This is a genomic window from Amaricoccus sp., from assembly GCF_047602525.1.
Classification (GTDB): domain Bacteria; phylum Pseudomonadota; class Alphaproteobacteria; order Rhodobacterales; family Rhodobacteraceae; genus Amaricoccus.
This window is the reverse complement of record NZ_JASGHB010000001.1, coordinates 752,005-772,201: the sequence shown is the minus strand read 5'-3', so window position 1 is coordinate 772,201 and position 20,197 is coordinate 752,005. Positions and strand designations below refer to the sequence as shown.

General features: G+C 71.5%; 17 protein-coding genes and 1 pseudogene. 8 read left to right on the top strand and 10 right to left on the bottom strand.

The features are described 5' to 3' along the window. Positions 1-113 precede the first annotated feature (113 nt). Both QM699_RS04290 and QM699_RS04285 read right to left on the bottom strand, forming a co-directional pair. Positions 114-872, bottom strand: a complete 759-nt coding sequence (locus QM699_RS04290) for an NAD kinase (protein ID WP_415009968.1) — start codon at positions 870-872, stop codon at positions 114-116. 6 nt (positions 873-878) lie between these two features. Continuing rightward, on the bottom strand, positions 879-1,703 hold the full coding sequence (locus QM699_RS04285; protein ID WP_415009967.1) for a universal stress protein: 825 nt from the start codon (positions 1,701-1,703) through the stop codon (positions 879-881). Between the two features lie 122 nt (positions 1,704-1,825). Here QM699_RS04285 and QM699_RS04280 point away from each other — a divergent pair, with 122 nt between their 5' ends. Beyond that, positions 1,826-2,074, top strand: a complete 249-nt coding sequence (locus QM699_RS04280) for a hypothetical protein (protein WP_415009966.1) — start codon at positions 1,826-1,828, stop codon at positions 2,072-2,074. Between the two features lie 4 nt (positions 2,075-2,078). Here QM699_RS04280 and QM699_RS04275 read toward each other — a convergent pair whose 3' ends face one another. From QM699_RS04275 to QM699_RS04260, 4 genes are read right to left on the bottom strand one after another with little or no spacing between them, the layout of a single operon-like run. Next, positions 2,079-2,402, bottom strand: a complete 324-nt coding sequence (locus tag QM699_RS04275) for a TfoX/Sxy family protein (RefSeq protein ID WP_415009965.1) — start codon at positions 2,400-2,402, stop codon at positions 2,079-2,081. 42 nt (positions 2,403-2,444) lie between these two features. Continuing rightward, positions 2,445-3,236, bottom strand: coding sequence for a metal ABC transporter permease (locus QM699_RS04270; protein ID WP_415009964.1), 792 nt, complete (start codon positions 3,234-3,236; stop codon positions 2,445-2,447). Continuing rightward, complete coding sequence (locus QM699_RS04265) at positions 3,236-4,039, bottom strand: ATP-binding cassette domain-containing protein (protein ID WP_415009963.1); 804 nt, start codon at positions 4,037-4,039, stop codon at positions 3,236-3,238. The genes QM699_RS04270 and QM699_RS04265 overlap by 1 nt, the downstream gene beginning before the upstream one ends. Then, positions 4,036-4,557: a Fur family transcriptional regulator gene (locus tag QM699_RS04260; protein WP_415009962.1), complete on the bottom strand. Its 522-nt coding sequence runs from the start codon at positions 4,555-4,557 to the stop codon at positions 4,036-4,038. The genes QM699_RS04265 and QM699_RS04260 overlap by 4 nt, the downstream gene beginning before the upstream one ends. Before the next feature lie 86 nt (positions 4,558-4,643). Between QM699_RS04260 and QM699_RS04255 the strand changes: the two genes are divergently transcribed. From QM699_RS04255 to QM699_RS04245, 3 genes are all read left to right on the top strand, one after another. Next, a complete protein-coding gene (locus QM699_RS04255) occupies positions 4,644-5,591 on the top strand; it encodes a zinc ABC transporter substrate-binding protein (RefSeq protein ID WP_415009961.1) in 948 nt (315 codons plus the stop codon). 123 nt (positions 5,592-5,714) lie between these two features. Continuing rightward, positions 5,715-6,917, top strand: a complete 1,203-nt coding sequence (locus QM699_RS04250; RefSeq protein ID WP_415009960.1) for an aminotransferase class I/II-fold pyridoxal phosphate-dependent enzyme — start codon at positions 5,715-5,717, stop codon at positions 6,915-6,917. A 1-nt stretch (position 6,918) separates the two neighbouring features. Further along, entirely contained in the window at positions 6,919-9,552 is a 2,634-nt protein-coding gene (locus tag QM699_RS04245; RefSeq protein WP_415009959.1) for a DNA translocase FtsK, read from the top strand. 261 nt (positions 9,553-9,813) lie between these two features. Here QM699_RS04245 and QM699_RS04240 read toward each other — a convergent pair whose 3' ends face one another. The 3 genes from QM699_RS04240 to QM699_RS04230 are packed head-to-tail and all read right to left on the bottom strand — an operon-like array spanning position 9,814 to position 11,211. Next, positions 9,814-10,599 (bottom strand): hypothetical protein, encoded by a 786-nt coding sequence (locus tag QM699_RS04240; protein WP_415009958.1) that lies wholly within the window; start codon positions 10,597-10,599, stop codon positions 9,814-9,816. A gap of 55 nt (positions 10,600-10,654) precedes the next feature. After that, entirely contained in the window at positions 10,655-11,023 is a 369-nt protein-coding gene (locus tag QM699_RS04235) for a type II toxin-antitoxin system VapC family toxin (RefSeq protein WP_415009957.1), read from the bottom strand. Continuing rightward, a complete protein-coding gene (locus QM699_RS04230) occupies positions 11,020-11,211 on the bottom strand; it encodes a type II toxin-antitoxin system VapB family antitoxin (RefSeq protein WP_415009956.1) in 192 nt (63 codons plus the stop codon). The genes QM699_RS04235 and QM699_RS04230 overlap by 4 nt, the downstream gene beginning before the upstream one ends. 120 nt (positions 11,212-11,331) lie before the next feature. On the opposite strand from QM699_RS04230, the gene QM699_RS04225 reads away from it, so the two are divergent. Together QM699_RS04225 and QM699_RS04220 are read left to right on the top strand one after the other, a co-directional pair. Continuing rightward, a complete protein-coding gene (locus QM699_RS04225; RefSeq protein ID WP_415009955.1) occupies positions 11,332-11,736 on the top strand; it encodes a metallopeptidase family protein in 405 nt (134 codons plus the stop codon). 158 nt (positions 11,737-11,894) lie between these two features. Further along, the gene (locus QM699_RS04220; RefSeq protein ID WP_415009954.1) at positions 11,895-13,442 is read left to right on the top strand and encodes a 2-isopropylmalate synthase; all 1,548 of its coding nucleotides are present in this window, start codon (positions 11,895-11,897) and stop codon (positions 13,440-13,442) included. Here QM699_RS04220 and truA read toward each other — a convergent pair. Then, positions 13,403-14,185 carry a tRNA pseudouridine(38-40) synthase TruA gene (truA, locus tag QM699_RS04215; protein ID WP_415009953.1) on the bottom strand — a complete coding sequence of 261 codons (783 nt, stop codon included), beginning with the start codon at positions 14,183-14,185 and terminating at the stop codon, positions 13,403-13,405. The genes QM699_RS04220 and truA overlap by 40 nt on opposite strands. 225 nt (positions 14,186-14,410) lie before the next feature. On the opposite strand from truA, the pseudogene QM699_RS04210 reads away from it, so the two are divergent. Beyond that, positions 14,411-17,780, top strand: a pseudogene (locus QM699_RS04210) (DUF2126 domain-containing protein). 5 nt (positions 17,781-17,785) lie between these two features. After that, a complete protein-coding gene (locus QM699_RS04205; protein WP_415009952.1) occupies positions 17,786-20,197 on the top strand; it encodes a circularly permuted type 2 ATP-grasp protein in 2,412 nt (803 codons plus the stop codon).

Below are 20,197 nucleotides of genomic sequence, written 5' to 3'. Positions count from 1 at the left end.
CGGATGCCTCCGGCGGGAGTATCTTCAGCAAGAGGAAGGCGCTGGCCCGGGGGCAGAGCCCGGCGGAGGGGGGGGGGCGCCCCCGGAGGCGGGGGCGTCCCGGGAACGGGGCGTCAGACGAACTGCTCGCGGATCAGCCGTTCTTCGAGGCCGTGGCCGGGGTCGAACAGGATGCGATGGCAGACCTTGGGGACGCTCGCCACCTCGATCCGCACCGGGTCGCGCACCTCGAAGGAATTGGCTACGGCGGAGACCGGCCGCTTGTCCGCCTCGAGCACCTCGAACGTCACCTGCGCCGCCTTGGGCAGCAGCGCCCCGCGCCAGCGCCGCGGGCGGAACGCCGCCATGGGGGTCAGCGCCAGCACGCCGGACCCGATCGGCAGGATCGGCCCGTGCGCCGAATAGTTGTAGGCGGTCGATCCCGCCGGCGTGGCGAGCAGCGCCCCGTCGGCGACCAGCTCCGACAGGCGCTCGCGCTCGTCGACGAGGATGCGCAGCTTGGCGGCCTGCGGCCCGGCGCGCAGGATCGAGACCTCGTTGATGGCGAGCGCCTCGACCGCCCCGCCGTCGGCCCGGGTCGCGCGCATCCGGAGCGGGTTGATGACGGCGGGCTCCGCCGCCGCCAGCCGCTCCAGAAGGCCGCTGTCGCTGTAGGTGTTCATCAGGAACCCCACCGTGCCGCGGTTCATGCCATAGACCGGCAGGCCCGCGTTCTGGTGCAGCGTGGTCAGCATCAGCCCGTCGCCGCCGAGCGCGACGATGACGTCCGCCTTGTCGACCGGGTGCTCGCCATAGCGTCGCACCAGCCGGGCGAGAGCCTCCTGGGCGAGCAGGACCTGGCTCGCCACGAAGTGAACGCGGGTCGGGTCCAAGGCGGATCAGTGCGCCATCAGCACGGCAACCGAGCGCGTCCTGACCATGCTGGTAGTGGCGCCGCCGAAGATCCGCTCGCGCAGCCGGGAGTGGCCGAAGCCGCCCATCACGATCAGGTCGGAGCCGAGATCCGCCGCCACCCGACGCAGCAGCTCGCCGATGTCCTTGCCTTCCTTCGGCAGGCGGTGAACGTCTGTCGCGATGCCGTGCCGGCCGAGATAGGTGGCGAGATCGGCGCCCGGCTCCGGCCCGTGGCCATCGAAGGACGGCACCGGGTCGATCAGCACCGCGTCGACTTTCCCCGCGGTCTTCATCACGCAGATCGAGTCGCGCACCGCCTTCGACGCCTCGACGCTGGCGTCCCAGGCGATCATCACCGACTGCGGCGCGGGAAAGCTCGTCTCGCCCTCCGGCAGCAGCAGCACCGGCCGCCCGGACTCGAAGAGGGCCCCGTCGAGCACCGGGCTCTGCACGTCGCCGCCCGGCGGCACCAGCGTCAGGTCGGCGTAGCGCGCGAACCGGCCCGCCAGCGTGGCGACCGTGCCGCGGTCGATATACTGCGCCTCGACACTCACCGGAACCGGGCCGCCCGCGAGGCGCGCCTCGATCGCCGCGCCCCGCGCCTGCGCATCGGTCTGGCCGTCGCGGATCTCGCCCGCCCAGATGTCGTTCGAGACCACGCCGTAGGGCGAGGCCGGCGGCGGCGGGGCAACCCCGATCACGAGCAGCGACAGGTGCGCCCCGGCCCGCTCGCAGATCGCCACGGCCCGATCAATCTCGGCATCGGGAGCCGCGGTGTCGACCGCCATGAATATCGTCTTGAATGTCATCGCCTGTCCTCCGACCTTGGCGCGAGGCTGGACCGTCGCGGCGCCCCCTGCGATAGATGCCACGGGCGCCGCGCGCCATGGTACGTTGTGCCGCGGTCCGCCTCGAAAGGGAAGGGACGCCAATGGCTTTTGAACAGTTCCGCGCCGGCATCGCGATGCTCCTCGACGAGATCGCCGCCAATCCGTCGAACGCGCACGAGCTGCAGGAGGCGCTGCGCGAGAAGCTCGGCGAGATGCAGGCGCTCGGTCTGCCGCTTCCGGCCGATCTGGTCGGGCTCGAAGCGTACCTCGAGGAGAGCCTCGACGAGCCCGAAGCCCTTGCGGCGGACGAGGAGGATGTCGAAGGCGAGGGCGCCGGCCCGGACGCCTGACGCCCTACTCTACGGCCAGCGCCCGCACCGCCCAGGCGCGCAGCGCGTCCGGGTCGTCGGCATCGGCATCGGGCGCGCCCGTCAGCTTCGTGACGATCTCGCGGCCGTCCTTGCGCTTGTAGGCGAACGGGCGGGCGCCGCGGGCCACGAGGGCGTCGCGCAGCGCGGGATCGGTGCGGAAATACAGCACGTCGTGGATCACGAAGGCAAATCCGCGGCCGTCGAGCAGCAGCTGCCAGCCGCCGAACATGCGGCGCGCGTCGACCGCGCCCAGCGGCTCGAAGAGTTCGGCGTAGTATTCGAGGAGTTCCGGTCGTGCCTCTGCCATGAGGCGAGCATGGCCCGGGCGGCCGCCGCGACGCAAGCTCGCCTATCGCCCGCACAGCGCCGCCACGATGCTCGTCACGACCAGGAGCAGTACCGCCGCGGCAACCATTGACGGCCCCGCCGGGGTGTCGAGGTGCCAGGCGCCGAGCAGCCCGGCCAGCGCCGCCGCCGCGCCCACCGCCGCGGCGAGCCCCGCCATCGCCTCCGGCGTGCGCGCCAGCGGCCGCGCCGCGGCGGCCGGCACCACCAGCATCGCGGTGATGAGCAGCGTCCCGACGATCTTCAGCGCCACGGCGATCAGCACGGCGAGCGCCAGCGTGAGCACCAGCCCCTCGCGCCGGGGATTGACCCCGGAGGCGGCGGCGAGGTCCTCGTTGAGCGTCGCGAGCAGCAACCCGCGCCAGCGCCAGGCGACCAGCCCGACGATGAGCGCGGCGCCGGCCCAGATCACCGCCAGATCGGCCCGGGTGACGGCGAGGATGTCGCCGAAGAGATAGCCGAGCAAGTCGACCCGGACCCCCCGGAGAAAGCTGAGCGCGACCAGCCCGGTGGCGAGCGCCGCGTGTGCCGCGACGCCGAGCGCGGTGTCCGCCGCCCAGCCGCGTCCGGCCGCCCCCGCCACGGTCAGCGCCATCGCCATCGCGGCAACCAGCACGCCGAGCGTGACCGGCAGGCCGGTCGCGAGCGCCAGCGTGACGCCGAGCAGCGACGCGTGCGCCGTGGCGTCGCCGAAGTACGCCATGCGGCGCCAGACCACGAAGCAGCCGATCGGCGCCGCGGCCAGCGCCACGCCGACGCCCGCGAGGGCGGCCCGAACCAGGAAGCTGTCGAGCATCAGGCGCCCGCCTCCGGTCCGCCCGAGTGCGGCCGCGCTCCGGGGTGCGCGGAACCGTGCGCGTGACCATGGCCATGGTCGTGATCGTGATCGTGATCGTGGCCGTGATCGTGGTCATGGCGATAGAGCGCGAGGGCGCCGTGCGTGCCGTGGCCGAACAGCGCGCGATAGGCCGGCGCGGCGGAAACGACCATCGGTGTCCCCTCGCAGCACACGTGGCCGTTGAGGCAGATCACCCGGTCGGAGGCGGCCATCACCACGTGCAGATCGTGGCTCACCATCAGCACCGCGCAACCGATCTCGGCGCGCAGCTCGGCGACGAGGCCGTAGAGCCGGGCCTCGCCGGGTTGGTCGAGGCCCTGCGCCGGCTCGTCGAGCACAAGAACCTGCGGCGCGCGCAGCACGGCGTGGGCGAGCAGCGCCCGCTGGAACTGGCCGCCCGACAGCGCCGCGAGCTGCCGGCCGCCGAGGCCGGCGATGCCTGTGCGGTCGAGCGCCCGCGCCCGCGCATCGGGCGAGCCGCCGGCCAGCGCGAGAAACCGATCGACGGTGATCGGCATGGTCCGGTCGACCGCCAGCCGCTGCGGCACGTAGCCGATCCGCAGGTCCGGCGCGCGCGTGACGCGCCCGGCGTCCGGCCGCTCGGCACCGATCAGCAGCCGGAGCAGCGTGGTCTTGCCCGATCCGTTCGGCCCGACGATCGTGACGATCTCGCCGGTGGCGAGGGTCAGGTCGACGTCGTGCAGGATGCGGTGGCCGCCGAGGGTGAGCCCGACGCCCGCGGCCGCGATGAGCGCGGTCATGCCGCGTCTTCCCGGCAGTGGGCGCAGAGCCCTTCGGCCTCGATCACCACCCGCTCGATGGCAAAGCCGGCCGCCCCCGCCATCTCGGCGAGGCTGCGCGGCGGCCGGGCCATCGCCGTCTCGGCGACGCGGCGGCAGTTGCGGCAGATCAGGAAGGCCGCCCGGTGCGTCGCCCCTGCCGCGTGCGGCCCGCACGTGCAGGCGGCGAACGCCCCGAGCCGCTCGATCCGGTGGGCGAACCCGTTCGACACCAGGAAATCGAGCGCGCGATAGACCACCGGCGGCTGGCTCGGCATCCCCGCGGCGGCGAGGCTCTCCAGCAGTTCGTAGGCGGTCATCGCCCGGTGCGAGGCGAGCAGCGTGTCGAGCACGAACGCACGCGCCGGCGTCAGGCGCAGGCCGCGAGCGGCGCAGGCCGCGTCGACTTCCGCCCGCGCCTCCGCAGCGCAGTGGGAATGGTCGTGCGGCTCGAACGACGCGGGGGCGTTCGCAGCCCCAGGGGCGCTTGACGTGGCCATTGTTACTTTATAACAGATTCTGCGAGCGGGAACCGGAACGGTAGTCTCCGGCCTTCCCGGCGGCAAGGGACTCTCGGAGGTTTCGGATGCGGGCTTGGCTTCTTGCGGGCGCGGCGGCGCTCACGGCAACGGGCGCAGCGGCGGGCGCGGCGCCGGTGGTGATGACCGACATCCTGCCGGTGCAGTCGATCGTCGCGGCGGTGATGCAGGGGGTGGGCACGCCCGGCGTACTGCTGCCCCCCGGCGCCGACCCGCACGCCTATGCGCTGCGGCCCTCGGACGCGCAGGCGCTCGCCGATGCCGACCTCGTGGTCTGGGTCGGCCCGGACCTGACCCACTGGCTCGCCGACCCGCTCGACGCGCTCGCCCCCGGCGCGGTCAAGCTGGCACTGGAGCAGGCGCCGGACGTCGAGACCCTGCCCGTCCGCGCCGACGGCCCGTTCGAGCCGGACGAACATGACCACGACTCCGACGAAGACCACGCGCAGGGCCACGACCACGACTCCGGTGCCGCGCGCGACGGCCACCTGTGGCTCGATCCGGCGAACGCGGCGGCGGCGGCGCGCGACGTGGCGGCGACGCTCGCCCGCCTCGATCCGGCGAACGCCGCGGCGTACTCCGCCAACGCCGACCGCTTCGCCACGGACATGACCGCCCTCGCCTCGGAGGTGACGGCCGAGGTGGCGCCGCTGCGCGGCAAGCCGTTCCTGGTGTTCCATGACGCCTACCAGTATTTCGAGCACGCCTTCGGCCTGCCCGCCGCCGGCAGCGTGGCGTTGCAGGACGGGGTGGAGCCCGGACCGGCGCGGATCGCCGCGATCCGCGCCAAGGTGGCGGACGGCGGCATCGCCTGCGCCTTCACCGAGCCCGAATTCTCGCCGAAGCTCATGGCGACGATCACCGAGGGAACCAGCGTCGGCAGCGGCACCCTCGACCACCTCGGGGCGAAGCTCGACCCGGGCCCGACGCTCTATCCCGCGCTGATCCGTGGCCTCGCCGCCGACTTCGCCGCCTGCCTGAACGGAAAAAGTTGAACGACTTCGGCGGCGTGCGCAGGCCGCCGCCGCGCCGCAAAATGCTGGACTGACAGGGGCCTGCACGGTAGAGTTTCGGCAAAACGGGGCGGCCTTTCCAGACCCCGGGCACGAGGCACACTGATGCAGTTTCCCGCGCGGTTCTCAGACCTGCCGGAATATGCGTTTCCGCGCCTGCGGAAGCTGCTCGACGGCGTGCCCGCCGGCGGGCCCGAGCTGCTGATGACGATCGGCGAGCCGAAGCACCCGCTGCCGGCGCTCGTCGCCGAGACGATCGCGGCCCATGCCGGCGAGTTCGCGCTCTATCCGCCGAACGACGGCACACCGGCGCTTCGGGCTGCGATCGCCGGCTGGCTCGACCGGCGGTATGGCGTGGCGCTCGACCCGGAGACGCAGGTCTTCCCGCTCAATGGCACGCGCGAGGGGCTGTTCGGCCTCGCCATTGCGCTCTCGCCCGAGACCAGGGCCGGCGGCCGGCCGGTGGTGCTGACCCCCAATCCGTTCTACCAGGCTTACGGCGCCGCGGCACTCGCGGTCGGCGCCGAGCCGGTGCCGGTGCCCGCGACCGAGGCGACGGGCTTTCTGCCCGACTACGCCGCACTGCCGCCCGCGCTGCTCGACCGGGTGACGCTCGCCTACGTCTGCTCGCCGGCCAATCCGCAGGGCGCCGTGGCGGATGCCGGCTGGTGGCGGCGCCTGCTCGCGCTGGCCGAGCGCCACGACTTCCGGGTGATCGCGGACGAGTGCTATGCCGAGATCTACCCCGAGACCCCGCCTCCGGGCGCGTTGCAGATCGCGCAGGCGGCGGGCGCCGACCCCGAGCGGGTGCTGGTGGTGAACTCGCTCTCGAAGCGGTCGAATGCGCCCGGCCTGCGCTCCGGCTTCGCGGCCGGGGGCCCGCGCTCGATCGCCGCGCTGCGCCAGCTCCGCGCCTACGGCGGCGCGCCGCTGCCGCTGCCGATCCAGCACGCCTCTGCGGCGCTCTGGAACGACGAGGCGCACGTGGCGGCGAGCCGCGCCCTCTACGCGCCGAAATTCGCCGCCGCCGACCGGATCCTCGGCACGCTGCCCGGCTACCGGGCGCCGGAGGGCGGTTTCTTCCTCTGGCTCGCGGTCGGCGACGGGGAGGCGTTCGCGCATCGCCTCTGGCGCGAGACCGGCGTCCGCGTGCTGCCCGGCGGCTACCTCGGCCGGGCCACCGCCGACGCCCCGAACCCGGGCGCCCCCTATGTCCGCGTGGCGCTGGTCGCACCGCTCGCCGATGTCGAGCGCGGCCTCGTTGCGATCCGTGATACGCTCTGTGCGATTACCGAGGAGACGGCCTGAGATGGCGACACGCAGGAAGACCGCGCCGCGGGCGCCGCTCATGGAAAGCGATACCGAGGCGGCGCTGCGCCGACGTGGCAGTGAACTCGTGGGCCTCGTCCTCATCGTGCTCGCCGGCCTCGCCGCGGCGCTGATCTGGAGCTATTCGCCCGACGACCCGAGCCTGTTCTCGGCCACCGACGAGGCACCGAAGAACGCCCTCGGCCTCGTCGGCGCCTCGCTGGCCGACCCGCTGCATCGGGCGCTCGGCTGGGGCGCCTACGGCATCGCCGCGGCGCTCGGCGTCTGGGGCCTCCGGCTTGTGCTGCACACGGGCGAGGCGCGGGCGCTGCGCCGCTCGATCACGCTGCCCGTGGCGCTCTTCGTCGCCGCGGCCTTCGCCGCGACCCATGTGCCGCCTGCGGGCTGGCCCCGGGACTACGGGCTCGGCGGCCTGCTCGGCGACGCGACGCTGGCGAACCTCATCAGCCTCGTTCCGCTCGACGTGACGCTGGCACTGCGCCTCGTCTCCGTCGTGCTGGCCGCCGCCTTCGTCTTCGCGTCCAGCTACGCGCTCGGCGTCACCTGGGCCGAGGCGCGCGGATTCCTGCGCTTCCTCGGCCTCGGGTCGGTCGTGGTCTACGCCGGCGCCCACAAGCTCACCGGCCGCGCCGCCTCCGGCGCGGTCCGCGGCGCGGCCGGCGGCGCACGGGCGGCGAAGTCGCTCGCCGCCGAGGCGCGGAGCCGACGCGCGGCCGCCGAGCCCGTCCCCACGCCCGCACCCCGCACCGGCGGCATCCCGCGCTTCGACCCGGCCGCTGTCGCCAATGGCGGCGAGGACGGCGTGCTGACCCGTATCCGCGAGGCGGTGCGCGCCCGCGCCGAGGCCGATGCCGGCACGCGCCCCGCCGCCCGCGTCGTCCCGCCGCTGACCGCGCTGCGGGCCGAGCCCGCGGGTCACGAGATCGCGCTGCTCGACCGCGACGACGAACCGGAGGTCGAGGACGAGGACATCGCTCCCGCCCGCCCCCTCGCCGCCGAGGTGGCCGAGCCGCGCGTGCAGCCCGCGCGCCGCAGCCTGCCCAAGAGCGCCCGCGCCCGCCGCGAGGAAGAGCCCGAGCTCGGCCTCGACCCGGACGCCGCGGACGCATGGACCGCGCCGCCGCTCTCGCTCCTGCAGAACCCGGCGACGATCGTGCGCCACCACCTCTCGACCGACGCGCTGGAGACCAACGCGCGGATGCTCGAGTCCGTGCTCGACGACTATGGCGTGCGCGGCGAGATCACCTCGATCCGCCCCGGCCCGGTCGTCACCATGTACGAACTGGAGCCCGCCGCCGGCCTCAAGGCCAGCCGCGTGATCGGCCTCTCCGACGACATCGCCCGCTCGATGAGCGCGCTCGCCTGCCGCTGCTCGACGATCCCCGGCCGCTCGGTCATCGGCATCGAGCTGCCGAACGAGCTGCGCGAGAAGGTGCTCCTGCGCGAGATTCTCGCCTCCAAGGGCTTCGGCGACACCTCGCACGCCCTGCCGCTGGCGCTCGGCAAGGACATCGGCGGCGAGCCGGTGGTGGCGAACCTCGCGCGGATGCCGCACCTGCTCATCGCCGGCACCACCGGCTCGGGCAAGTCGGTCGCGATCAACACCATGATCCTGTCGCTGCTCTACAAGCTCTCGCCCGCCGAGTGCCGGCTCATCATGATCGACCCGAAGATGCTGGAGCTTTCCGTCTATGACGGCATCCCGCACCTGCTCTCCCCCGTCGTCACCGACCCGAAGAAGGCGGTCGTCGCCCTGAAGTGGGTGGTGGCGGAGATGGAGGAGCGCTACCGCAAGATGTCGAAGATGGGCGTGCGCAACATCGACGGCTACAACGCCCGGGTGAAGGACGCCGAGGAGCGCGGCGAGGCGTTCACCCGCACGGTGCAGACCGGGTTCGACGAGGACACCGGCGAGCCGCTGTTCGAGACCGAGAGCTTCCAGCCGCAGGCGATGCCGTTCATCGTCGTCATCGTCGACGAGATGGCCGACCTGATGATGGTCGCGGGCAAGGAGATCGAGGCCTGCATCCAGCGCCTCGCCCAGATGGCCCGCGCCTCCGGCATCCACCTCATCATGGCGACGCAGCGCCCCTCGGTCGATGTCATCACCGGCACGATCAAGGCGAACTTCCCGACCCGCATCTCCTTCCAGGTGACATCGAAGATCGACTCGAGGACGATCCTCGGCGAGATGGGTGCCGAACAGCTGCTCGGCCAGGGCGACATGCTCTACATGGCCGGCGGCGGCCGCATCACCCGCGTCCACGGGCCGTTCGTGTCCGACGAGGAGGTCGAGGAGGTCGTGCGCCACCTGAAGACCATGGGCGCGCCGGAGTACGAGGCGGGCGTCCTCGACGGCCCGGACGCCGACGAGGAAAGCGAGATCGACCTCGTGCTCGGCCTCGGCGGCAGCACGCAGGGCGACGATGCGCTCTACGATCAGGCGGTGGCGATCGTCGCCAAGGACCGCAAGTGCTCGACCTCCTACCTCCAGCGCAAGCTCTCGGTCGGCTACAACAAGGCGGCGAAGCTCGTGGAGATGATGGAGGACCAGGGCGTCGTCAGCCAGGCCAACCACGTCGGCAAGCGCGAGGTGCTGGTGCCGGAGCGGTGAGCCTGCCGAATTGGTGCGATTCCAGGGGTTAAGGCCGAAATGTGGGATGCACCGGCCATGCACGGAGCATGCACGAACCATGCATACGATTTGCCGGACGCCGCCAGAGGTTAACGGCACGCGGGTGGGCATCGGAGGAAGGTTGAGATCCGGTCAACCCGCGCTCGACTGGTGCCGCAGCCCCCATCTCGCCGGCGATCGCAACGGTCCCGGCCGGGAGGCAGATGGGGAGGTCCGCGACGCACTCCCAGAATAGAGGACCTATCTGAGGAACGGCGACAGCGTCTGAATCATTCCTCTGACGAGATCGCTCGCCTCATTGAACGTTTTTATCGCCGGCTCTCCCTCGATGACCCCCGGTTCGTAGAGCGATATGTCAAATCCAAATTGGGGTTGCTCCTGCACCTCGTCCCCAAGGGGCCGGTCGTAGAGAGCATCGCCCACTTTCAGAGGCTTCCTGTCAGCCGGGACAAGCGGAAGGCTGAACGAGGGAATTTCAAAAGGGAAGCCGCCTGCTTTCATGGCCGCTCTTATCTCGAACGCGACATCCACGTGCCCAATGTACGGATCGACTGCGATCATCAGTTCATGCTGGTCGGGGTTCCTGAGCTTCTTCAGAACCCAAAACCCGTGTCCCTTACCTCCCCGGTAAGGTTCGGCTGCATCAATTGCATCTATAACGGCCTTCGGCACTTCTTTTATCACTCCCTTCCGCGTGGATTCGTATTTCTCGGCGCTTCCAGAAATCGGGAAGTAGACTTTCCAATCAGGTCGCGACCCGTGCTGCCTCACCACGGTTTGGTAGGCGATTTGATCCAAGGCACTGCATAGATTCTGGACTACGTCGGAGCCAATGGCTGCCAATGTGAACGGCACTGCTTCGAGGGAGGCGAGATAATAGACTCTCCTTCCAGCCTGATGGTCAGCCTTGACCCCAATCTTACAAGGGTAAGACTCAAAAAACGCAGTGCGTCCAAGTTGAAAATCTTGGATGTGCTGCTCGGCCCTTATGACCTTGGCCAAGATACGGTCAAGTACGTCAGTCATCACTCGTTATACACCGGCGCACCCCCGGCAGTCGATCTCGGGGAGTCGGCATGTCTCAGGTCTCCCCAGCCGACACGCCCAGCTCGGCCGCAACGGACGCGAGCCGTCTGTCTCGTGTCCAGAGGTCGGTTCCCGGCGCCAGCAGGCACGAGGCGAGGAGCGACGTGTCCACGACGCCGATGCCGCGGCCGAACAGGCGGCGTCGGTCGATCAGGAGTCGGATCTCGTCCATCCGGGCCAGCGGCAGCCTCGGGAGCCGGTCGAGCAGACCGAGCACACCGGCACGATCGCGGAGGGAGCCAAGCGCGATCTCCGCGCTCACCAGCGGTTGGCAGACGATCCGGCCAGCGGTGAGCAGCGCGGCCAGCCGCGCGTCGCCGTGGCGCAGGTGATCGACCCAGACGGACGTGTCGGCGAGGATCACCCGAGCAGACGACGTGGCGCGGCTTCCAGGTCCGGCTCCGAGCCGCCGAGGCGGGCAAGACGGCGGGCGCTCTCCCGCTCGATCAGGGCCTCGAGCGCCTGACGCAGGAGCAGGCCCCGCTCTGCCACCCCGGTCAGCTCGGCGGCGCAGGCAAGGAGATCGTCGTCAAGGGTTATGGTCGTGCGCATGGCGCTCGCATCCTGCATCATTTGATGCAGCATATGATGCAACCATGTTTCCCGCAATCGCGTCCGAATTGACCCCTCCTCTCCCCTGCGGCATATCCCCGGCCTTACCGAGGAGCCGCCATGCCCCACCTCTCCGCCCCTGCCCCGTCGCTCGCCGAGTTCGAGGCGCTCGCGCGTCGGGCGTATGACGACCTGCCCGCCGAGGTGCGGACCGCCTGCGCCGGGCTCGCCATCCGGGTGGAGGACTTTGCCGACGACGCGGTGCTCGACGAGATGGGCATCGAGGATCCGTTCGAGCTGACCGGGCTCTACGACGGCATCGCGCTGACCGAGCGCTCGGTGCTGCACCAGCCGACGCGGCCCGATGCGGTCTGGCTCTTCCGCCGGCCGATCCTCGAGGAGTGGATCGAGCGCGGCGACGTCGGGCTCGACCGGCTGGTGGCGCACGTGCTGGTTCACGAGATCGCGCACCACCTCGGCTGGTCGGACGACGACATCCGGGCGGTGGACGACTGGACCGAATAACGACGCCCGCCCGGGCGCGACGGCGGCACGCGGCGGCCAAAGCGGCTTGTTCGCGCCGCCGGCAGTTCATATGGTCCGGCGCCACCCGAACCGGCAGCCTGGAAAACGAGAGTGGGGGGAGCGCCGGGGGGCGCTCCGCGAGGAGAGGAGCGACCGCCATGCCGAGACCGCCGAGCCTGCTTGCCGCACTGCTCGCGACCACGCTCGCGGTCGCCGCGCCGGCCGCACCCGTGCTCGCGCAGGCGCAGGTGCTGAAGAAGGAGTACGACAACGGCGGCGTCTACGAGGGCCAGTTCGTCGACGGGCGGCAGCAGGGCAAGGGCACCTACACCCTGCCGAACGGCTACAGCTACACCGGCGACTGGGTCGAGGGGCGCATCGAGGGCGAGGGACGCGCCACCTTTCCCGACGGCTCGGTCTACGAGGGCCACTTCGCCGGCGGCCAGCCGGACGGCGAGGGCAAGATCACCTATCCCGCCGGCGGCAGCTATCAGGGCAGCTGGACGGCCGGCCGCATCGCCGGCGAGGGCGTCGCCACCTACCCGGACGGCAGCCGCTACGAGGGCAGCTTCGCCGACGGCAAGCAGGACGGCGAGGGCACGCTGACCCGCGCCGACGGCACGGTCTACGCCGGCACGTGGAAGGCCGGCGCCGAGCAGGGCCGCGGCAGGATCACCTATCCCGACGGCGCCACCTACGAGGGCGATCTCGCCAACGGCCTGCCGGACGGCCAGGGCACGCTCGCCTCCGCCGACGGCACCCGCTACGAGGGCGCGTGGAGCGCCGGCAGGTTCCAGGGCGAGGGAACGCTGGTCCAGCCGAGCGGCGACCGCTACGAGGGCGCGTTCGTCGACGGCAGGCGCGAGGGGCTCGGGCGCGCCACCACGGCGAAGGGCGACGTCTACGAGGGCGGCTTCAAGGCCGACCAGCGCGACGGCGCGGGCACGCTGACCGCGGCCGACGGCTACCGCTACACCGGCACCTGGGCGGCCGGCCACTTCGAGGGCGACGGCAAGGCGACCTACCCCGACGGCTCGATCTACGAGGGCAGCTTCCACGACGGCCTGCCGGACGGCCGCGGCAAGATCACCTACGCCGACGGCCGCAGCTTCGAGGGCGACTGGAAGGCCGGCGCGATTTCCGGGCAAGGCACGGCGCACTATGCCAACGGCCTCGTCTATACCGGCGGCTTCAAGGAGGGCCGCAACGAGGGCAAGGGCAAGCTCACCTCGCCCGACGGCTATGCCTACGACGGCGACTGGTCACGCGGCCAGCGCAGCGGCCAGGCGACGGCGGTCTATGCCGACGGCACCCGCTACGAGGGGGGCTTTTCCAGCGGCCAGCGCGAGGGCGCGGGCAAGATGACGATGCCCGACGGCGCCGTCTTCGAGGGCACGTGGAAGGGCGGCCTGCTCGAGGGCGAGGGGCGCGCGACCTATGCCGACGGGTCGGTCTACGAGGGCGCGTTCGTCGCCGGACAGCGCGAGGGGCAAGGCAAGATCACCCTGGCCGACGGACGCACCTACGATGGCCTCTGGACGGCGGGCCAGCCGGCCGCGGCGGCACCCTCGACGCCGCTGCCCGCCGACGAGGGCACCGCGCCGGCCGAGCCCGCTCCCGCCGACTCCGCTCCGGCTGAACCTGCGCCGGCTCAACCTGCGCCGGCTCAACCTGCTCCGGTCGTACCGAACGGATCGGACGGGTAGCGCACCGCCGCGAGATAGAGCCCGCCCGGCGGACAGACCGGGCCGCAGGCGCTCCGGTCGCGCGCGGCCAGCGCCTCGCCCACCCGGCCGGGCGGCCACGCGCCGGCGCCCACCCGCTCCAGCGTCCCGACGATGCCGCGGACCTGGTTGTGCAGGAACGACCGCGCCCGCAGCCTGAAGCGGTATTCCCGGCCGGCCGCCGAGGCGATTTCGGTGATCGACACCTCGTCGAGGGTGCGCACCGGGCTCTTGGCCTGGCAGGTGGACGATCGGAACGTGGTGAAGTCGTGCCGGCCGAGCAACGCCGCCGCCGCCACGCGCATCGCCTCCGCATCGAGCGGGTGCCCGACCCGCCACGCCAGTCCGCGGTCGTGGACCAGCGGCGCCCGGCGGGCGACGAGGCGGAACAGATACTCCCGCTCCACCGCCGAGAACCGCGCGTGAAAGTCGGGCCCGACCTCCGCCGCCGCCACCACGGCCACGGGCTCCGGCCGCAGGTGCGCGTTCACCGCAGCGAGCAGCCGGGCGGGCTCCCACGCCCGCGCGATCTCGACGTGCGCCACCTGGCCTGTCGCGTGGACGCCCGCGTCGGTCCGGCCGGCGCCGGTGACGGGCGGCGCCTCGGACGCGATCCGCGCGATCGCGTCCTCCAGCCGGCGCTGCACGCTCGGGTGCGCCGCCTGCCATTGCCAGCCAACGAACGGCCGGCCGTCGTATTCGATCCTCAGAGCATAGCGCGGCATCCGCCGCCCCTACCCCGCGCGTGCCCGGCACTCAAGCCCCTGCCCGCCGCGGCGGGGAAAGCGGTGCGGGCACAGCCGGCGCGGGACGAAAGCGACCGCGGACATCGCCCACCGCCCATCTTTGCGTCAGGCCGGCGCAGGTTCCAGATGCACTGCAACATAGCCGTGGCATAATCGTTAATTGTGTGAAAGCCTGCCCGGCATCAGCCCCCGAGACGGAAAGCAATGTCGATCAAGGCGAGCATCTATCACCTCACTCACTACCGCTACGACCGTCCAGTCAGCCTCGGACCGCAGATCATCCGTCTTCGCCCGGCGCCGCATTCGCGCACGCGGGTGCTGTCGCACTCGCTGAAGGTAACGCCTTCGACCCACTTCGTGAATCATCAGCAGGATCCGTATGGCAACTGGCTGTCGCGGTTCGTCTTTCCGGAGCCGGTGCGGGAGCTGAAGATCGAGGTCGATCTCGTTGCCGACATGACGGTCTACAACCCCTTCGACTTCTTCGTGGAGGAGTCGGCCGAGGCGTTCCCCTTCGACTATCCCGAGGATCTGCTCGACGATCTCGTGATCTACCGCCGGCCGGAGCCCATGGGGCCGCGGCTGGCGCAGTTCATGCGCTCGGTGGCCACCTCGGCACCGAACACGGTGAACTTCGTCGTCGACCTGAACCGGCGGCTCTCGCAGGAAATCGGCTACGTCATCCGGCTGGAGCCGGGCGTCCAGACCCCGGAAGAGACCTTCGAGCGCGGCACCGGCTCGTGCCGGGATACCTCGTGGCTGCTGGTGCAGGTCCTGCGCAACCTCGGCCTCGCCGCCCGCTTCGTCTCGGGCTACCTGATCCAGCTGAAGCCCGACCTCGTGGCGCTCGACGGCCCGGCCGGCACCGACCACGACTTCACCGACCTGCACGCCTGGTGCGAGGTCTACCTGCCGGGCGCCGGCTGGATCGGGCTCGACCCGACGAGCGGCCTGCTGACCGGCGAGAGCCATATCCCTCTCGCCGCGACGCCGCACTATCGCAACGCCGCGCCGATCAGCGGCCTCGCGACCTTTGCCGAGGTGGATTTCGGCTTCGACATGCAGGTCCGCCGGGTCGCCGAGCATCCGCGCATCACCAAGCCCTTCTCGGATGAGGCGTGGGACGCGCTGAACGCCGTCGGGCGCAAGGTCGACGCGAGCCTCGCCGCGGGCGACGTGCGACTCACCATGGGCGGCGAGCCGACGTTCGTCTCCATCGACGACTTCGAGAGCGCCGAGTGGAACACCGGCGCCGTCGGTCCGATGAAGCGCGGCCTCGCCGACCAGCTGATCCGCCGGCTGCGCGACCGTTTCGCGCCCGGCGGCTTCCTGCACTACGGTCAGGGCAAGTGGTATCCGGGCGAGAGCCTGCCGCGCTGGACCTTCTCGCTCTACTGGCGCCGGGACGGCGCGCCGATCTGGCGGGACGCGGGCCTGATCGCCGAGGAGGGCACCGACACCAACGTCGGGCCGGTCGAGGCGGAACGGCTGCTCAAGGGCATCGCGAGCGAGCTTGGCGTCGACCCCGACATGGTGACGCCGGCCTACGAGGATCCGGCTGAATGGCTGGTGAAGGAGGGTGACCTGCCCCCCAACGTCTCGCCGAAGAACTCGAAGCTCAAGGACCCGGAGGAGCGCCACCGCATCGCCCGCGTCTTCGACCGCGGCCTCACCACACCGTCGGGCTATATCCTGCCGATCCAGCGCTGGTGGCAGAGCCAGGCGTCGGGCGGCCCGCGCTGGAACTCCGAGAAGTGGCGGACACGCCGGGGCTATCTCTACCTCGTGCCCGGCGACAGCCCGGTCGGCTTTCGCCTGCCGCTCGGCAAGCTGCCGTGGATCTCACCGTCGAATTTCCCCTACACCAACGTCGCCGACCCGACGGAGGCGCGCGGGCCGCTGCCCGACTTCCGCAACCGTGCGCCGCGCCGGCCGGCGGCCGAGCCGCCGCAGCCGATCTTCGGCGGGCGGGCGCAGCCGATGGCGCACTTCACCGCCGACCCGACCACCCAGCAGGAGCAGGTGGAGCAGGAAATCGGCGAGGCCGGCGGCGCCGTTCGCACGGCGATGTCGGTCGAGCCGCGCGACGGACGGCTCTGCATCTTCATGCCGCCGGTCGAGACCATCGAGGACTATCTCGACCTCGTGGCCGCGGCCGAGGCGGCGGCGCGCGATCTCGGCCTGCCGGTGCACATCGAAGGCTACGCCCCGCCGAACGACCCGCGGCTGAACGTGATCCGCGTCGCCCCCGACCCCGGGGTGATCGAGGTGAACATCCACCCCGCGACCTCGTGGGACGACTGCGTGGCGATCACCACCGGCGTCTACGACGAGGCGCGGCTGTGCCGCCTCGGCGCCGACAAGTTCATGATCGACGGCAAGCACACCGGCACCGGCGGCGGCAACCATGTCGTCGTCGGCGGCGCGACCACGCTCGAACTCGCCCTTCCTGCGCCGGCCCGACCTCCTGCGCTCGATCGTGCTGCACTGGCAGCGGCACCCGTCGATCAGCTACCTGTTCTCCGGCCTGTTCATCGGCCCGACCAGCCAGGCGCCCCGCATCGACGAGGCGCGCCACGATGCGCTCTACGAGCTGGAAATCGCGCTCAGCCAGATGCCGCCGCCGGGCGCGGGCGAGGCCCCTGCCCCGTGGCTGGTCGACCGCCTGCTCCGCAACCTGCTCGTCGACGTGACCGGCAACACCCACCGCGCCGAGATCTGCATCGACAAGCTCTATTCCCCCGACGGCCCCACCGGCCGGCTCGGGCTGGTGGAGTTCCGCGGCTTCGAGATGCCGCCCGACGCCCGCATGAGCCTCGCGCAGCAGCTGATGATCCGCGCGCTGGTCGCCCGGCTCTGGCATTCGCCGGTGACGGGCGCGCTCACGCGCTGGGGCACGGCGCTGCACGACCGCTTCATGCTGCCGCATTTCGTCTGGGCCGACTTCCTCGAGGTGCTGCGCGACCTCTCCGCCCACGGCTTCGACATGCGCCCCGACTGGTTCGAGGCGCAGCAGGAGTTCCGGTTTCCGTTCTGCGGCGAGGTCGAGACCGACGGCGTCGCGATGGAGCTGCGCCAGGCGCTGGAGCCGTGGCACGTCCTCGGCGAGACCGGGGCGATCGGCGGTACGGTGCGCTACACCGACAGCTCGGTCGAACGGCTGCAGGTCAAGCTCACCGCCACCGATCCGGGCCGCTACGTCGTCGCCTGCAACAAGCGGCGGATGCCGATGCAGAAGACCGAGACCAGCGGCGTCTCCGTCGCGGCGGTGCGCTTCAAGGCGTGGCAGCCGGCCGCGGCGCTGCATCCGGTGATCCCGGTTCACGCGCCGTTGACCTTCGACATCTACGACACGTGGACGGGCCGCGCGGTCGCCGGCTGCACCTATCACGTGGCACACCCCGGTGGACGCAACTACGAGACCTTCCCCGTCAACGGCAACGAGGCCGAGGCCCGCCGCCTCGCCCGCTTCGAGCCCATGGGCCACACCGCCGGCGGCTACCTGCCGCCGGAGGAACGCCCCAGCCCCGAGTTCCCGATGACCCTCGACCTCCGTCGCGCCCCGGGGATCTGACCGAAATGCCCGCGCCACGCCCGGATCGGCATGCGGACGAGGCGGCGGCAAGCCGCCTCCTCGCCGCATACCGGCCGCCGGCTGGCGCGTCGGACGAGCTGTTCGACCGGCAGGGGTTCGTGCGGCCGGTCTGGCAGGCGTTCATCCGGCATCTCGCCCTTCTCTCGCCCGAAGACATCGCCGAACGCTTCGCCCGCGGCGACCAGTACCTGCGCGACGCCGGCGTGTTCTTCCGCCAGTACGACGCCCAGGGCGCGAACGAGCGCAGCTGGCCGCTCTCCCACGTTCCGGTGCTGCTCGAAGAGGCCGAGGCGGCGACCCTCGCGCGGGGGCTGATCCAGCGGGCCAACCTGCTCGAGATGGTCCTGGCCGATCTCTACGGCGAGAACCGCCTCGTGGCGAACGGCCACCTCCCCGCCAGCCTCGTCGCCGCGAGCCGCGAGTGGCTGCGCCCGCTGGTCGGCGTCCGGCCGCGGGGCGGGCACTTCCTGCACTTCATCGCCTTCGAGATCGGCCGCGGCCCCGATGGCACCTGGTGGGTGCTCGGCGACCGGACGCAGGCGCCCTCGGGCGCCGGCTTCGCGCTGGAGAACCGGGTCGCGACGGCACGGGTGTTCAGCGATCTCTACACCGAGGCGCACGTCCACCGCCTCGCCGGCTTCTTCCGGTCGTTCCGCAACGCGCTGCAGCAGCTCTCGCCCGACCCGGAGTCGCGCACCGCGATCCTCACGCCCGGCCCGCTCAACGACACGTACTTCGAGCACGCCTATATCGCCCGCTATCTCGGCTTCATGCTGCTCGAAGGCGAGGACCTGACCGTCGAGAACGGCCGGGTGATGGTGCGCACCGTCGCCGGCCTGCGCCCCGTCTCGGTGCTCTGGCGCCGCCTCGATGCCGCTTTCGCCGACCCGCTCGAACTCGACTCGACCTCCCGCCTCGGCACCCCGGGCCTCGTCGGCGCGCTGCGGCAGGGGTCGGTGACGCTGGTCAACGCGCTCGGCTCCGGCATCGTCGAGACCCGCGCCTTCCTCGCCTTCCTGCCGCGCATCGCCCAGGAGCTGCTCGGCGAGCCGCTGGTCCTGCCCAACATCGCGACGTGGTGGTGCGGCCAGCCGGCGGAACGCGCCCACGTGCGCGATCACCGCGACCGGCTGATGATCGGCCCCGCGCTCTCCACCCGCCTGCCCTTCGAGCACGACGAGACCACCCTGCTCGGCCGGCAGCTGCGCCAGCAGGAGCGTTCGTCCTTCGATGGCTGGATCGAGGCGAACGGCGCCGACCTCGTGGGGCAGGAGGCGGTGATGCTGTCCACCACGCCGGCCTACGTCGACGGCGCGCTGGTGCCGCGGCCGCTGTCGCTGCGCGTGTTCCTCGCCCGCACCGCTGCCGGCTGGGAGGTGATGCCCGGCGGTTTCGCCCGCATCGGCAACAACCTCGACCCGACGGCGATCGCCATGCAGCGCGGCGGCACCGCCGCCGACGTCTGGGTGGTGAGCGAGCGGCCGGTCGACAACTTCTCGATGCTGCAGCAGCCGTCCGGCGACTATGCCCGCGTCGCGCCCGGCGTGCTGCCGAGCCGGGCGGGCGACAACCTGTTCTGGCTCGGGCGCTACGTCGAACGGGCCGAGGGCGTCATGCGCATGGCGCGCGCCTACCACATCCGGCTCGCCGAGACCGCCGACCGCGACGCGCCGCTGACCGCCCACCTCGCCGACTATCTCGACGGCATCGGGGTCGAGATCGACCGGCCGATCCCGCTGGCGCTGACCGACATGCTGTCCTCGGCGATCATCAGTGCCGGCAACGTCCGCGACCGCTTTTCCATCGACGGCTGGATGGCGCTGAACGACCTGTCGAAGACCGCCGGCCGCATGGCGCAGCGGGTGACGGCAGGCGACGACGCCGCCCGGGCGCTGAGCGTGCTCCTGCGCAAGATCACCGGCTTTTCCGGCCTCGTGCACGAAAACATGTACCGCTTCACCGGCTGGCGCTTCCTCTCGATCGGCCGCAGCCTGGAGCGCGCCATCGCCATGGCCGGCGCGCTGGCCTCTCTCGCCGACCCGGAGGCGCCCGACGGCGCGCTCGACCTTGCCGTCGAGATCGGCGACAGTGTCATGTCGCACCGCCGCCGCTACTCCGTCACCACCTCGCGCGAAACGGTCGTCGACCTGCTCGCGCTCGACACGCTGAACCCGCGCTCGGTGCTCTACCAGCTCTCCGAAATCCGCGACCACATCGGCTACCTGCCGGATGCCGTGGTGAACGGCCAGATGTCGCCGCTGTCGCGCCGGGTGCTGCAGATCCACACCGGGCTCGCGGTCGAGACGCCGGAGAGCGTCGATTCCGACCTGCTGCGTGCGGTGGTGGGCGACATCGCCGGGCTGTCGAATCTCCTCTCCGACAGTTATCTGCGCTGA

Excerpts from the sequence above, each read along its gene's own strand:
- QM699_RS04265 (WP_415009963.1), bottom strand. The coding sequence starts at position 4,039 with ATGACCGCGCTCATCGCGGCCGCGGGCGTCGGGCTCACCCTCGGCGGC.
- QM699_RS04260 (WP_415009962.1), bottom strand. The coding sequence starts at position 4,557 with ATGGCCACGTCAAGCGCCCCTGGGGCTGCGAACGCCCCCGCGTCGTTC.
- QM699_RS04225 (WP_415009955.1), top strand. The coding sequence starts at position 11,332 with ATGCCCCACCTCTCCGCCCCTGCCCCGTCGCTCGCCGAGTTCGAGGCG.
- QM699_RS04220 (WP_415009954.1), top strand. The coding sequence starts at position 11,895 with ATGCCGAGACCGCCGAGCCTGCTTGCCGCACTGCTCGCGACCACGCTC.
- QM699_RS04240 (WP_415009958.1), bottom strand. The coding sequence starts at position 10,599 with ATGACTGACGTACTTGACCGTATCTTGGCCAAGGTCATAAGGGCCGAG.
- QM699_RS04280 (WP_415009966.1), top strand. The coding sequence starts at position 1,826 with ATGGCTTTTGAACAGTTCCGCGCCGGCATCGCGATGCTCCTCGACGAG.
- QM699_RS04255 (WP_415009961.1), top strand. The coding sequence starts at position 4,644 with ATGCGGGCTTGGCTTCTTGCGGGCGCGGCGGCGCTCACGGCAACGGGC.
- QM699_RS04230 (WP_415009956.1), bottom strand. The coding sequence starts at position 11,211 with ATGCGCACGACCATAACCCTTGACGACGATCTCCTTGCCTGCGCCGCC.
- QM699_RS04285 (WP_415009967.1), bottom strand. The coding sequence starts at position 1,703 with ATGACATTCAAGACGATATTCATGGCGGTCGACACCGCGGCTCCCGAT.
- QM699_RS04245 (WP_415009959.1), top strand. The coding sequence starts at position 6,919 with ATGGCGACACGCAGGAAGACCGCGCCGCGGGCGCCGCTCATGGAAAGC.
- truA (WP_415009953.1), bottom strand. The coding sequence starts at position 14,185 with ATGCCGCGCTATGCTCTGAGGATCGAATACGACGGCCGGCCGTTCGTT.
- QM699_RS04205 (WP_415009952.1), top strand. The coding sequence starts at position 17,786 with ATGCCCGCGCCACGCCCGGATCGGCATGCGGACGAGGCGGCGGCAAGC.
- QM699_RS04275 (WP_415009965.1), bottom strand. The coding sequence starts at position 2,402 with ATGGCAGAGGCACGACCGGAACTCCTCGAATACTACGCCGAACTCTTC.
- QM699_RS04250 (WP_415009960.1), top strand. The coding sequence starts at position 5,715 with ATGCAGTTTCCCGCGCGGTTCTCAGACCTGCCGGAATATGCGTTTCCG.
- QM699_RS04270 (WP_415009964.1), bottom strand. The coding sequence starts at position 3,236 with ATGCTCGACAGCTTCCTGGTTCGGGCCGCCCTCGCGGGCGTCGGCGTG.